The following is a 14,523-nucleotide window of genomic DNA, read 5'->3' on the forward strand; positions in this document are numbered from 1 at the left end:
AGAACTGTATTCTAAGTTAGTATAAAATTTCCTAGAATAAAAAAGGCGCCACCTGATCTTTCGCCCACACAAATCCTCTTATTTCCTTTAGATTAGTGGACAGTGCAACATACCTGTATGAATTTTATCAGGTCTATATGTGATCATTGTGAACAATAATCAATTGGCACGGGACCTGCCGGGGATCCCTGCCCGTATTCGGCTACAACATTTCCGTTTGGCGCCAGGATACTGAAGGAGATCTCCCCATAAAAATCTCCAGGGAAATACCATTCGGCAGAATTTGTACCCTCCGGAATTGAAAAGGTCGCAGAACCTACATAAGGCTCAGAGATACAATCATAGCTTTGCGGCTCGTAAGGCGAACACAGGCCGAACTCAAAGACTTCCCCTGTATTTAACGTACACGTAAGACCCGGACCTCCGCTGCCAGTGGATGTCTGCCACCCATCTCCGAAACTGTCCCTCATGGTGACGCTCCATAATCCCGGAGTGGGTGCCGGATCACATTCCCTGAAAAGGGATATTGTTAATGTCGATTCGGGTATTGTCAGGTTATTGGAATCCGAAACATCTGCAAGGATCAGCACCAGGGTTGTTGCTCCCACATCCGGAAGGGCTTCAAAATTGCCGGTGATGGTAATTGAACCCCGAAATGATCCAGACGGAATCCCGGCCTCCTTTATAGAATACTGATCCGAAGTGGCAGTGGAAGAAGGATCTATTGCCAGAGTAAAGCTCCTTGGGTTTTCGGATTGCGTGGTCACCTCCACGAAAATCTCAATACTTGAACCTCCTATAGGAACACCCAGATTAGCTGAAGTTGTGCTGAATTTGGCCAAGGTCTGGCCATTCGTCACATCGTAAACCACCAGATCTTCCTCACAGGAAACAGCTGTAAGTAACAAACATATAGCGCTTACAACATACTTATTCATATCCTTGTGATTTTATGATTCAATAGCCTGGGTTTTGTTGGTCCCGAAGACGCGGATTGGCATTGAACTCAATTAATGGCAGTGGAAGGCTAAAGCGGTAATCATCCGCCGGCAGAAAACAGGCGCCATTGAAGGCACAGTCTATCGGATCCCTTTGTACACCGCGATTTGCCCGGGTGCCCAGTCGCTTGAGGTCCAGGTAGCGGTGGCCTTCGAAGGCCAGTTCTATACGCCGCTCTTCCAGAATGGCGGCGTAGGCCGTGGCTGTGTCGGAAAAGTCGGGTGTTGGCGTGCTGGTCCCGAACCGCGCATCACGAAGAATCTTTAATAGGTTGGCTGCCTGGCTCAGATTACCTTGTGCAACGGCGGCCTCAGCACGGATCAGGTACATTTCTGATACGCGAAACACCTTCAAGTCGTTCATTAACGGCCGTCCTTCGGAACCCGGATATTTTTGAATGACCAGGACATCCGTTTCGGGGTTCTGATTGGACGCGTAATCCGGGTCAATCAGACTGCTCGGTGCCACGTTTACATCGTAACGGATATCCGCAGGGTCCAGGAGGTTAAACAGCGAGCGGCCCATTTCAAAGTACGGGTTCCCGTCAATCGTGGCGTCCGCGTCGGCAAAGATCGACCCGGCCCAACCGCCACCCATTGGGTCGCCGGAGTTACTCTGCCAGTCGTAAAAATCGCCTAGAGTACGTTCTAATTTAAAAAGCACTTCCCCATCGGACTCATCCCGGAACATTGCTCGGTATTCTGCCCGATTGGCGAGGCGGTACTTGTCTGTAAGTTCCTGACTAAAGGCTGCGGCTATCGTATAATCCTGGCGGTACGCGGCAATCCTTGCCCTAAGCGCGGTAATGAAATCCTTATTGATACGCGTTACATCCGATGCAGTATTGGCTAACAGGCTCTCCGCCATAGTCAAATCCGATTCGATCAGGGCAAAGGTCTCCCCGTTGGTATTACGCAAGAGCTGTTGGTCAATGGTGGGAACGAAGTCCAGGTTTATGATGCTGAGAGCATTGTCATCGGAAAAGTCTGTGCTGAAATAGGAAAGCAGGATAAAATGACCCCAGGCCCGAAGCGCAAAGGTCTCGCCCAACACCTGATTATAACGTCCCAACTCCTTCTCTCCGGGCTCGACAAGCGCGGCAGCTTCGATAACCCGATTTGCCGCATTCAGCTGTCTATACCCGTTTACCCAAAAAACCTCAGGGGCCACGCTGCCGGCGTTCAGGATAAAGGAATAATCCGCCAGTCCCCGGCCGCCATTGCCTATTCCAATGGCCAGTTCATCGGTAAATACGGATTGAAAGGCAATATCCGGAGCGATGTCAAATTCGGCATATACGCCGAAAAGCCCTTCCTCCAGATCACTGACTGTTTGGAATGCGGCATTGGCGTCCAACCGTCCGGGCTGCTCGATTTCGATTGCATCATTACACGAGAAGACCCCTGCCAGAAGACTAAACAATAGGAAGGTATTTCTTGATATTTTCATTGCGAAACCCATTTTATAACCCGATTTCAAATCCGACCGAGAGAATTTTTGGAGTTGGATAGTTGCCAACATCATTGTTCTGGGCCTCCGGATCAAATCCGCGCCATTTGGACCAGGTTAACAAGTTCTCTGCATTCCCAAAGATCCGCAACCGCGTGAGACCTGTATTTTGCAGGTAGAGCTTCGGGAAATCATATCCTATGGACAAAAACCTGAGCCTTAGATAATCGGCTTCTCGTAGATAGCGATCCGATGTATACGCATCCCGGTTGACGGCGTCTAACGAGGGAATATCGGTAATGGGGTTTTCCGGGGTCCAAGCCCTGAGCAGGTCACGGGAGGTCCGTTGCTGCCCAATGAAATTGGGGTCCTGGACCAGCTCCAGGTTACGGTCCAGTCGGTCAATACCGGTAACATAGTTGAATTGGGTGGTTAGAAAGAACCCCTTGTAGTCCATATTGAAACCGAAGCTGCCCTGCCAGTCCGGGATCAGGTTCTTACCGAGCCAGACCCGGTCTGTATCGGCATCCGGGTTCTCCGTGATGTTCCCGTCTGCGGTGTAAAATAAGAGGTTCCCATTTGCCGGGTTTACCCCTGCGTAGCGGACCAGAAAGAATTCTCTGATTATCCCGCCGTTACGAGTGCCTCTGAGGCCATCGTTGTTGAGTTGCCGGCCGTCTTCCGTTGGGATGTTGCTTACCCGGGTTTCATTGAAATTCCCCACAGCATTGAGTGTAAGGTTGAATCCTCCAGTATCAGCACTTTTTATCAGGTCGTAGTTCAGGGAAAAGTCGAACCCGGTATTGGAAAGGTCACCCACATTGGCTCGGAGGGAGGTAACGCCATTGATGGCAGAGATCGGCTGGTCCTGGTATAAGTCGGTGGTTTTTTTATTGTAAAAGTCGATATTGCCACGGAGGCGCCGCTCGAAAAATTCGAAGTCCACCCCCAGGTTAAGCTGTGCCACAGTTTCCCATTCGAGTGTCGTATTGGCAATCTGAGAAAGAAATATGGCATTCTGTCCGCCGTACCCGCTTCCCGTCGCATAGAAATTCCGGGTCAGGTCCAGGCCATTGAATACCCCTCCCAATATTCGCTGGTTACCCGAAGTGCCGTAGGATCCCCGGATTTTTAAGAGATCCACCTCAGGGACCTTGGATAGGACATCATTATGCAAGTTCCATCGGGCGGCCACCGAATAGAAAGTAGCCCATCTGTTACTTTCAGCAAACCGAAATGAAGCATCCCGCCGAATGGTACCGGTAAAACCATATCTACCGTCATAATCGTAATCTGCCTGAGAAAAATAGGAAAAGAGCCCCATGTCAATAATGTTGGCCCGGGCGCGATCCCTGAACAACAGGGCCTGACGGTCCTGGTCAAATCGGACCTGGAGTAACCCGTCTCCATCCCCCGGGTAAAAAGTCTTCGGGTTCAGGCCATTAGCACGGTATCCGAAGAACCTGTTATGCGCTTTGAAATATTCGATATAGGCGGTTATATCCAGGGAGTGTTTCCTCCATTTGTTGGTGTAATTCAGGGAGGTTACCTGATTATACCGCAATTCCCGGGCCGTGATTTGGTCCTGAAACCCGGATGTAGGGTTTTCCGCCCCGCCGAATACGAGTGCATTGAAGGATTCGGGGGGTTCTGCCACGGTCCGAATTATGTTCCAGTAATCCGCACCGATTATTACTGCTGCCGAAAGCTGGGGCAATAGTTTGTAGGAAGCGTTGAAGCTCCCGATGATCCGCAACTCCTCTTCCTGGCGTTTATAGGTTCGCAGCTTATCTAGAAGAAAGAGGGGCGTGTTGGAAATCACTAACGGATCCAAAAGAGATGCTCCGTCCACATATTCTTCCGGGGTAATGTAGGGTGGCGAGATAAAAGCTCCTAAAACATAGTTATGATTAATGGCATCTGTGCCAATAAATTCGGGCTCATTCGATTTTGAGTAATTAATCGACATGTTGGAGCCATAGCTGAAGCGGTCGTTTCCCGTTTTGCCGGTGGTGTTGTTTCGGACGCTGAAACGCTTCAGATCGGTGTTCTTCAAGATCCCTTCCTGGTCAAAGTACCCCAGGGAGGTAAATTGAGTGAAGTTCTCCCCTCCGCTTGAAAGGCTCACATTGTGGTTCTGGGTAAGCCCGGTACGGAAGAAAAAGCCGGCCCAGTCAAAAGTAGGGGCCGCTGCAATTTCCCCGGGGGTCAGTGTGGCTCCCCGGCCCAGACCCCGCATGTTTTCGAGAGTGAGTTGCTCCTGGGAATCCATCAGGTTGTAGTCATTGTCCTGCAGGTAGTTAAACCCAAGAATCCCTGAGTATTTAACCTGCAGGCGGGTATTGTAACTTCCCTGTCTTGTTTTGATGACGATTACACCATTGGCCCCCCGGTTTCCATATACCGCTGTGGCTGCAGCATCCTTCAAAACGGAGACCGAAGCAATTTCCTGCGGATTGATGCTTCGGAAATTGTCTTCGTCAACAGGTGTGCCGTCAATTATAAAAAGAGGTTCTATATTCCCGTTGATTGAATTATAACCCCGGATTGCAACGGTCGAGTTCGCCCCGGGCTGCCCGCTCCAGGTCATTATTTCCAGCCCGGCCACCTGGCCGGCGAGTGTTTGGACCACACTGGCATTCGGCCTGTTTTCAATGGTTTCTGCGGAGACTGTTTGGGAAGCAATACTCGAATTTTCTCTCGTAGTAGTCCTGTAACCGGTAACAACTACTTCCTCCAGGGCTTCCGAACGCTCTTCCATGGTTACGTTAATCACGGTATTAGCCCCAACGGTAGCGGTTACTGTTCTCAGGCCTACATAGGAAAATTGAAGTAGCGCTCCTTCGGGAGCGTTAATTGAATATCTTCCTTCAAAATCGGAAAGTGTCCCCAAAGAGGTGCCTTTAACCACAATGTTCACCCCTGGCAGGGGAAGGCCGTCTACATCAGAAATGGTTCCGCTTATACTCTTCTGCTGACCCTGCGAGGATTGAAGGCAAATAAAAATGACAATCGGGGTCAAAATTATTTTGAATGCATTTGGCATTTCTAGCGGATTGGAAAGGCTCGACTATTGGAAGGGTAAAGAAAGGTCGTAACGTATCGGTTCCTTTTTTTTAGTGTATGCTCTAACCTTGGATTATGTGGCGGGGGAGTTCCACTACAAGAGTTGACCGTCTATTAATTTGGTTGAGTGATTTAAAAAAGGTATAAAATATTCAAGTAATTGGCAAATAATTAATGTATATGACAACTAAAAACATAAAAAAATATTTATAACACGCATTCTTGCAATTTATTTTAATGATAATTAAATCCTTAATGGATGATGATTCGCTAAATGGTGAGGGGTTTTTTAAGTTCTTATAAGGGGGGTAACCAGGAATCGATCACATGCAATCTATTCCAACTGCTCGGCCAACATCTCAACCGGTTCGCAAAGTTTCAAGTTCCTCCTCAATGGCCGCGATCAACACTTCGAGGTCGGCTTTCAGGGCCGTATTGGTAGTGATGCCGTAATTCCGGAGTGAAATAATCTCGGAGAGGATATTCTTGTACGTGTCGTTTTGCAGCAGTTCTTCGTAGTCGACGGGCTTTGCAAATTCATCCTCAAAAACCTGCCAGCCCTCTGGATAGTATTTTCGGAACAACCTGGTGTGCATCGGATAGATGGTAGAGCTCAGCAACTGGGAATCCCAGGTCTCGATTTCGGATTTCAACACGTCAAACTGGGAATCGAACATATGGGTGATGGCATTTCGGAGTTCGGTATTGGAGATGAGTTCCAGGCCGCGGATCTTGAGCTGGTCGTAGGCCGAGGTGGATAGTTGTACCGTGGGCGACCAGTAATAGCAACCGAAGCACTGGTCCAGTTCCGGGTCGTAGGGTCTTTGGTTATCCAGGTGCTCCAGAATGGCATAATTGCAGGCACGCCAGCGCTTTTCCTGCTCCAGGGCCAGGATGACCTCCTCCCAGGTGTTCTGCAGGCCCGTCAGGATCTCCGAAAGGCTTTCGATCTCATCCTCTTTTTGTTTCCGCGCCTCGTTCATGCCATTGATCTGCACGGCAATCAGAATGCCGATAACCACCAGCACGATCTCGCCGAGGGCATAAAACAGGTAGGAATACCACCGCCTGCTGATATAGGATCGGATTTGAGTGATAAGTTTTAGCCGGTAAGGCCGCAGGAATTTTGCCATTTCTCTATTTATATATCCCGATTTAGGGTTCCCAGGGCAGGTGTTCAGGGGGAATATAATGAGATTTGCAGCGACTTTGAAATCGGCCAGGAGCACCCCCGAATCAATTCGTACAGCTGCAGGTTCCCCTTTATGCATATTCATCGTCATTCCGTACCTTTGCAACTCCTGAAAAACACGGCCCAATATGTTCGATAGCTTAAGCGAGAAACTGGATAAGGCAATGCACGTGCTCCGCGGGCACGGGCAGATTACGGAGATCAATGTGGCGGAGACCACCAAGGAGATCCGGCGCGCGCTGCTGGATGCCGACGTCAACTTCAAGATCGCCAAGGAATTCACCAACAAGGTCAAGGAAAAGGCCATTGGCCAGAACGTACTCACCACCCTGCAACCCGGGCAGCTGCTGACCAAGATCGTCAAGGACGAACTCACCGAACTGATGGGGGGTGAAGCCGAGGGGGTTGAGCTGCAGGGCAGCCCGGCCGTAATCCTGATGTCGGGGCTGCAGGGCTCCGGTAAGACCACCTTCTCGGGCAAGCTCGCCAACTACCTCAAGTCCAAAAAAACCAAAAACCCGTTGTTGGTAGCCTGTGACGTGTATCGTCCGGCAGCCATCGACCAGCTGCATGTGGTCGGGGAGCAGGTGGGGGTTGCGGTGTATTCCGACAAGGAGGAAAAAGACCCGGTAAAGCTCGCTAAGGCCGGTGTTGCCCACGCCAGACAAAATGGCCACAACGTGGTGATCATCGATACCGCCGGCCGCCTGGCCGTGGACGAGCAGATGATGACCGAGATTGCCAATATCCGGGACGCAGTCACCCCCGGGGAGACGCTATTCGTGGTGGATGCGATGACGGGGCAGGATGCGGTGAACACAGCCAAGGCCTTCAACGACGTGCTCGATTTCGACGGGGTGGTGCTCACCAAGCTCGACGGGGATACCCGGGGCGGGGCCGCCATCTCCATCAGATCGGTGGTGGACAAGCCCATCAAATTCATCGGGACGGGAGAGAAAATGGACGCTATCGATGTGTTCTACCCCTCGCGTATGGCCGACCGGATTTTGGGGATGGGGGATGTGGTATCCCTGGTGGAACGCGCCCAGGAGCAGTTCGACGAGGAGCAGGCCCGGAAGATCCAGAAAAAGATTGCCAAGAACCGCTTCGGGTTCGACGATTTTCTGAGCCAGATCCAGCAGATCAAGAAGATGGGGAGCATGAAAGACCTGATCGGCATGCTGCCGGGTGCAGGGAAGGCGCTCAAAGGCATGGACATAGACGACGACGCCTTTAAGCATATCGAAGCCATCATCCATTCGATGACCCCGGAGGAACGGTCCAACCCCTCTATCCTGGATGCGCGCCGGAAGAAGCGGATCGCAGGGGGCAGCGGCACCAGCATCCAGGAGGTCAACCAGCTGCTGAAGCAGTTCAACCAGATGAGCAAGATGATGAAGATGATGCAGGGCGGCGGCGGCAAGAAGATGATGCAGATGATGCAGCAGATGAAACCCTGAGGGGAATGCGGGGAGCTCCCATACATGCGGTATCCCAAACCTTAGGATCAGGCCTCAAGCCTAAAATTCAAATTCAAGAGTCACAATCTAAGTCCCATACCCGGTTCCAATAACCGAAATTTCGAAACCCAGTTCCAAAACGCCATTATCAAATTCCAACCAGATGAACCTTCTAGACGGTAAAAAGCTCTCCAACGAAATCAAGGATGAAATTGCAGCCGATGTGGCGCAAATGAAGGAAAGGGGGGAGAAGGTGCCGCACCTGGCGGCAGTACTCGTCGGGGAGGATGGCGCCAGCCTGACCTATGTGGGGAGCAAGGTCCGCGCCTGCGAACGCATCGGCTTTGAATCCACCCTGAAAAGACTGCCGGAATCCACCACGGAGGAAGAGCTGCTGGCCATCGTCCGGGAACTCAATGAAAACCCGGACATCGACGGCTACATCGTCCAGTTGCCGCTCCCTGCCCATATAGACGAACAGAAAATCCTGATGGCCGTGGACCCGGATAAGGACGTGGATGGATTCCACCCGGCCAACTTCGGGAAGATGGCACTGGAACTTGAAACCTTTATCTCGGCAACCCCCTATGGCATCATGGAAATGCTGAGGCGTTACGGGGTGGAGACATCCGGCAAACACGCCGTGGTGATCGGCCGCAGCCACATCGTCGGGCGCCCGATCAGCATCCTGCTGAGCCAGAAAGGCCCGGCGGGGAACGCTACGGTCACCCTGGCCCACAGCCGCACCAAAAACCTGGCCGACCTCACCCGGCAGGCCGATATCATCGTCTCCGCCCTGGGCGTGCCCAACTTTGTGAAAGCCGATATGGTGAAGGAAGGCGTCGTTGTGATCGATGTGGGGATCACGCGGGTCCCGGACGAAACCCGGGAACGCGGCTATTACCTGTGCGGGGATGTGGAGTTTGAAACCGTCAGCAAAAAGGCTTCCTATATTACCCCGGTACCCGGGGGGGTGGGCCCCATGACCATCGCCATGTTGCTGAAGAACACCCTGCTTGCCCGACAGCGGCACCGGGCCTGAATCAGGTTACCTGCCGTCCTGCTTTTCGATGCCGGGTTCCTGATGGAGCTGCGTCTGCTCTTCGTTCGGGGTGAGCGTATCGAATTCCGGATCCGTTTCGTCATTGGTGCAGCTGCCCAGGGAGAGGGCGAAGAAGGCTGAAACCATTCCCAGTGCAAATTTCTTCATAGCGGTTGAATTTCGTGGGTTTATAAGTTTCTAACGGCGCGCGGGGGGAATTCTTGTGATTTTTTCGATGAACGGCAGGGCACGGGGGGCGCCATTTGCCGGGAGTGAAAATCACGGCGGACCGGGGGGGACGCCTCACAAAAACTCGTATCTTGATGGAAAATTCAATCCATGCGCCACCTACCAACCACTTTACTGGCCCTGCTGCTGCTTATATCCTGCGGCAAACAGGCCGATAAACCTGCGGCCGACGTAGCCGTATCCTTTTCCAGTGCCGTCAGCGACGTGCCCCTGGACGGGCGGCTCCTGCTGATGCTTTCCGACGACCCTGAAAACGAGCCGCGGTTCCAGATCAATTCGGGCCTGAAGACCCAGTTGATTTTCGGGATGAACGTGGAAGGGATGGCCCCCGGGGAATCCCGGAATTTTACGGGCGCCGAGCCCGGTTTTCCCTACCCGGACCTGGGCAGCGTACCCCCCGGGGAATACCGCGCCCAGGCCCTGTTGCATGTTTACGAGACGTTTAACCTCTCCACCGGGCACACGGTCAAGCTCCCCATGGACAACGGGGAAGGCCAGCAATGGAACCGATCGCCCGGCAACCTGTACAGCCAGCCCGTGACCGTTACGGTAACCGAAGACGGCATCACCGGCCTGGAGCTGGTTATGGACCAGAAGATACCACCCATCCCCGAGCCGGAGGATACCCCCTGGATCAAGCATATCAGGATCCGTTCAGAGCGGTTGTCCGAGTACTGGGGGCGCGACATGTACCTGGGGGCGCACGTGCTGCTGCCGAAAGGGTTCGAGGAGCATCCGGAAGCGCGCTACCCCCTCATGGTGTTCCAGGGGCATTTCCCGTCGGATTTTGGCGGTTTCCGCACCACCCCCCCGGACCCGGACCTGGAGCCGGAGTATTCCGAGCGCTTTGGCGTGGAAGGGTACAACATCATCCAGCAGCAGGAAGCCTATGATTTTTACCAGCGCTGGAATTCCCCGGAGTTCCCCCGCTTCCTGATTATTGAAATTCAGCACCCGACACCCTACTACGATGATTCCTATGCGGTAAATTCGGCTAGTCAGGGGCCGTACGGGGATGCCATTACCTACGAGCTGATCCCGTATATCGAGGAGCAGTTCCGGGGGTTGGGCCAGGGTTGGGCCCGCTTCCTCTACGGGGGTTCCACCGGTGGGTGGGAGGCCCTGGCCGTGCAGGTCAAATACCCGGAGGAATACAACGGCTGCTTTGCGGCCTGTCCGGATCCCATCGATTTCAGGGCCTATTGCCTGACAAATATCTACGAAGACAAAAATGCCTACTGGTACGAAAGCGACCATAAAGACCTGGAGGTGCCCGCCCACCGGGACTACCTGGGCAATATTCAGTCCACCATAAGGGAGGAAAACCACCTGGAGGCCGTCCTGGGCGACAAGAGCCGCTCCGGCCAGCAGTGGGATATCTGGGAGGCCACCTATTCCCCCCAGGGGCCCGATGGCTACCCCCGGCGGATCTGGGACAAGGCCACAGGGGAGATCGACCCGGAAGTGGCTGCCTACTGGCGGGAAAATTACGACCTCCGCCACATCCTGGAACGGGACTGGGACAAACTCGGCCCTTCCCTCCGCGGGAAGATCCACATCTATTGCGGGGACATGGACAATTATTACCTGAATAACGCCGTCTACCTGATGGAGGACTTCCTGGAACAAACCACCGATCCGTATTACGAAGGGGAAGTGCTTTACGGGGACCGGGCAGAACACTGCTGGAACGGGGACCCGGAATTGCCCAACCATATCAGCCGGCTCCGTTACAACAGCATGTACGTGCCCAAGATCATGGACCGCATTGCCAAATCGGCCCCGGCAGGGGCCGACCTGAGCAGCTGGCGGTACCGTTAGCTATTTACTGTCGGAAAAAAATGAGCTGGAAAACGACAACCAACAAAATGGCCTGGATCGCATTTGGCACCCTGGCCATCGCCATCGGGCTATACCCTTTGGTGTATGCGGGTATGGAACGGGATATGGGCCTGCTCGCCTCCAAAAGCGATGAATTGTTCGGGCAGGTAACCTGGCGCCTCGCCTTTTACGGGCATATTTCCTTCGGCGGGCTGAGTCTGCTTACGGGCTGGACCCAGTTCAGCCGCCGCATCCGCCGGAACTACCTGTCCTGGCACCGGGCGCTGGGCACCACGTATCTCGTGGCCGTCCTGCTCAGCGGCGTATGCGCCGTATACCTGTCATTCTTTGCCACGGGCGGATGGATCCCCGGGTTGGGTTTTTTCCTGCTGGGGGTTTCCTGGATCTTTTTTACCCTCCGCGCTTACCGGGCTGTCCGGCAGGGACGCTACAATGAACACGGTCATTGGATGGTATACAGTTATGCCGCCTGCTTTGCCGCGGTGACCCTCCGGATCTGGATGCCCGTCCTGACCTTTGCGCTGGGCGACTTCCTGCCTGCCTATAAAATCGTAGCCTGGTTGTGCTGGGTGCCCAACCTGGTGTTTGCTTACTTTTGGGTCCGCCACAGGGGAATGGAACTGGGCTAAATGTTTATTTTTAAAGATTGACAACCCTGAGGACAACATCTGATAACCCGGATTTCCGTACCCTGGTCCAGGCCCTGAATGCGGAGCTGGCAGAGCGGGATGGCCCGGACCATGCGTTCTACAATCAGTTTAACGGGGTCGAAGCCCTCAACCGGGTGGTGGTGCTTATTGACGGAACGCTGCCAGTGGGTTGCGGGGCCCTCAAGGAATTCGGGGCCGGCAGTGTGGAAGTAAAGCGGATGTATACACGGCCTTCCCACCGCGGCCGCGGCATTGCCGGGCACATTTTAGAGCTCCTGGAAGCCTGGGCATGGGAAGACGGGGTCACCCGCGTGGTACTCGAGACCGGGAAACGGCAACCGGAGGCCATCGCCCTGTACCAAAAGCACGGGTACCTGCGCATCCCGAATTACCCGCCTTACCAGGGTGTCGACAACAGCGTTTGCTTTGAAAAGCACCTGGAAGCAGCAGGCAAAAAAAGCAGGGAGAACCTTGAAAAGACCTAAGGGAGAACCTTTAACAGACCTAACTAATGAAAATGAAAAAACTGATCAACTGCCTTGCCGTTTTATCCCTGGCTTTCGGTACGGCAAACGACCTGGCTTCGCAGGACCTGTCCGAAAACGCCCGGGCATTTTTAAACAGCCTCTCACCCGAATTGCGACGGGCAGCCCAGTTCCCAATGTCTGATGCGGAAAGGGAAAACTTCCATTTTGTGCCCCTGCCGGGACGCAAGGGGCCCACTTTCCATGATTTTGACGCCAGCCAGAAAAGTGCGGCCCTGGCCCTGCTGCGTGCCAGCCTGAGTGACAACGGGTATCGGAAGAGTACGGAAATCATGGGACTTGAGGAGGTGCTTATCGCCATGGGGGAAGATTACAAATTTCCGGATGGCTCCCCGGTTCGCGACCCACTGAACTACCACTTTTGCATTTTCGGGGAACCTTCACCCGAGGCTGCCTGGGGCTGGCGTTTTGAAGGACACCACCTCTCGCTGAACTTTACCTCGGGAAAGGGGCTGCTCGTATCGTCGACCCCGTCTTTTATGGGATCGAACCCGGCCATTGTGCCGGTTGGGCCGTCCCGTGGCAAACAGGTCCTGAAACGGGAAAGCACCCTCGCCCTCGACCTGTTGGGGTCCTTTTCTGAGGCTCAGATGGCCAAAGCCCGGTTTTCGGAAACGGCCCTGAAGGAAATTGTCACGGGCAGAGACCGGGACATAGCGCTCCTCGAGCCCATGGGTATCGGATATGAGGAACTCACCCCGACCCAGCAAGCGGCCCTCCGCGAATTATTGGAAGTCTATATCGGGAATTATATATTTGATTTTTCAGAGACGTTCCGCCGGAAGATTGTTGATGCCGGGCTGGAAAACCTTTATTTTGCCTGGGCAGGGGGTACCCGATGGGGTTTGCCGCATTATTACCGCATTCAGGGGCCCATGCTGATCATCGAATACGACAACACCCAGAACAATGCCAATCACGTGCATACCGTTGTCCGGGACCTGACCAACGATTTTGCGGAGGATTTTTTGAGGGAACACTACGGGGAAGAACACCATGATTGAAAAAACAAAAAACTAGGACATGAAATACAGAACCTTCGGAAGGACCGGCTGGAAAGTAAGCGAAATCGGATATGGCATGTGGGGCATGGCAGGCTGGAAAGGGTCCGACGATACCCAATCGGAACGTTCCCTGGACCTGGCCGTGGAACAGGGCGTAACTTTTTTTGATACGGCCTGGGGATATGGCGAAGGCCACAGCGAACGCCTGCTGGGAAAACTCCTCAGGCGCCATCCCGGGAAAAATCTCTATGCGGCCAGTAAAATCCCGCCCAAAAACTTCCAGTGGCCTGCAAAACCGGAGTACTCCCTGGAGGAGTCCTATCCGGCGGAACATATCCGGGAGTACACGGAAAAAACTCTGACAAACCTGGGTGCCGAGCGGATTGACCTAATGCAGTTCCACACCTGGGACGACCGCTGGGCGGACCGGGATGAATGGAAACGGGCCGTGGAAGACCTCAAGGCGGAAGGAAAAATCGCTGCCATGGGCATCAGCATGAACCGCTGGGAGCCCGAGAACGGGATGCGTGCCCTGGAGTCCGGGCTGATCGATGCCGTACAGGTGATCTACAACATTTTTGACCAGGCGCCGGAAGATGCGTTGTTTCCCTATTGCCGTGAGAACGGGATCGGGGTGATTGCGCGGGTTCCCTTTGACGAGGGGACATTGACCGGTAACATCACCCGGGACACCGTGTTCCCGGAAGGTGACTGGCGGGCCACCTACTTTGTGCCCGAGAACCTCCACGCCTCTGCAGACCGGGCCGACCAGTTGCGGCCCCTGGTGCCGGAGGGGATGACCATGGCCGAAATGGCCCTTAGGTTTATCCTCGAAAACCCGGATGTGGGCACGATCATCCCCGGCATGCGCAAAGCGCCTCACGTGATGGCCAATACCGCTACCAGTGATGGCGCAGGGTTGCCGCAGGGCTTACTGGCAAAACTCAAGGACCACCGGTGGGACCGGGTACCTACTTCCTGGTCGCAATAAACGGCGGGTCCGTTCAATCGGGACCCCGTAAAAA

At 53.8% G+C, this 14,523-nt stretch carries 12 protein-coding genes; 7 read left to right on the forward strand and 5 right to left on the reverse strand.

Annotation, left to right across the window (positions count from 1 at the left end):
• Positions 1–143 precede the first annotated feature (143 nt).
• The 4 genes from H7F20_RS10015 to H7F20_RS10030 all read right to left on the reverse strand — a co-directional run bounded on the left by H7F20_RS10015 (position 144) and on the right by H7F20_RS10030 (position 6,647).
• On the reverse strand, positions 144–938 hold the full coding sequence (locus tag H7F20_RS10015; protein ID WP_185786046.1) for a hypothetical protein: 795 nt from the start codon (positions 936–938) through the stop codon (positions 144–146).
• Between the two features lie 19 nt (positions 939–957).
• Positions 958–2,448 carry a RagB/SusD family nutrient uptake outer membrane protein gene (locus H7F20_RS10020; RefSeq protein ID WP_185786047.1) on the reverse strand — a complete coding sequence of 497 codons (1,491 nt, stop codon included), beginning with the start codon at positions 2,446–2,448 and terminating at the stop codon, positions 958–960.
• A gap of 13 nt (positions 2,449–2,461) precedes the next feature.
• Positions 2,462–5,494, reverse strand: coding sequence for a SusC/RagA family TonB-linked outer membrane protein (locus H7F20_RS10025; protein WP_185786048.1), 3,033 nt, complete (start codon positions 5,492–5,494; stop codon positions 2,462–2,464).
• Positions 5,495–5,873: 379 nt separating this feature from the next.
• Entirely contained in the window at positions 5,874–6,647 is a 774-nt protein-coding gene (locus tag H7F20_RS10030; protein ID WP_185786049.1) for a DUF6090 family protein, read from the reverse strand.
• A 187-nt stretch (positions 6,648–6,834) separates the two neighbouring features.
• Between H7F20_RS10030 and ffh the strand changes: the two genes are divergently transcribed.
• The gene (gene ffh / locus H7F20_RS10035; RefSeq protein ID WP_185786050.1) at positions 6,835–8,166 is read left to right on the forward strand and encodes a signal recognition particle protein; all 1,332 of its coding nucleotides are present in this window, start codon (positions 6,835–6,837) and stop codon (positions 8,164–8,166) included.
• 163 nt (positions 8,167–8,329) lie between these two features.
• A complete protein-coding gene (gene folD, locus H7F20_RS10040; protein WP_185786051.1) occupies positions 8,330–9,208 on the forward strand; it encodes a bifunctional methylenetetrahydrofolate dehydrogenase/methenyltetrahydrofolate cyclohydrolase FolD in 879 nt (292 codons plus the stop codon).
• Between the two features lie 6 nt (positions 9,209–9,214).
• Here folD and H7F20_RS10045 read toward each other — a convergent pair whose 3' ends face one another.
• Positions 9,215–9,376: a hypothetical protein gene (locus H7F20_RS10045; RefSeq protein WP_185786052.1), complete on the reverse strand. Its 162-nt coding sequence runs from the start codon at positions 9,374–9,376 to the stop codon at positions 9,215–9,217.
• Positions 9,377–9,547: 171 nt separating this feature from the next.
• Between H7F20_RS10045 and H7F20_RS10050 the strand changes: the two genes are divergently transcribed.
• Genes H7F20_RS10050 through H7F20_RS10070 form a run of 5 tightly spaced genes read left to right on the forward strand, consistent with a single transcriptional unit; the run spans position 9,548 to position 14,489 of the window.
• Positions 9,548–11,278 carry an alpha/beta hydrolase-fold protein gene (locus H7F20_RS10050; protein ID WP_185786053.1) on the forward strand — a complete coding sequence of 577 codons (1,731 nt, stop codon included), beginning with the start codon at positions 9,548–9,550 and terminating at the stop codon, positions 11,276–11,278.
• A 47-nt stretch (positions 11,279–11,325) separates the two neighbouring features.
• Positions 11,326–11,928, forward strand: a complete 603-nt coding sequence (locus H7F20_RS10055; RefSeq protein ID WP_185786054.1) for a DUF2306 domain-containing protein — start codon at positions 11,326–11,328, stop codon at positions 11,926–11,928.
• A gap of 17 nt (positions 11,929–11,945) precedes the next feature.
• Complete coding sequence (locus tag H7F20_RS10060) at positions 11,946–12,434, forward strand: GNAT family N-acetyltransferase (RefSeq protein WP_185786055.1); 489 nt, start codon at positions 11,946–11,948, stop codon at positions 12,432–12,434.
• A gap of 32 nt (positions 12,435–12,466) precedes the next feature.
• Entirely contained in the window at positions 12,467–13,498 is a 1,032-nt protein-coding gene (locus tag H7F20_RS10065; RefSeq protein ID WP_185786056.1) for a DUF3500 domain-containing protein, read from the forward strand.
• A gap of 19 nt (positions 13,499–13,517) precedes the next feature.
• Complete coding sequence (locus tag H7F20_RS10070) at positions 13,518–14,489, forward strand: aldo/keto reductase (RefSeq protein WP_185786057.1); 972 nt, start codon at positions 13,518–13,520, stop codon at positions 14,487–14,489.
• Positions 14,490–14,523: the final 34 nt, after the last annotated feature.

Source organism: Robiginitalea sp. SC105, from assembly GCF_014243345.1.
Classification (GTDB): Bacteria; Bacteroidota; Bacteroidia; order Flavobacteriales; family Flavobacteriaceae; genus Robiginitalea.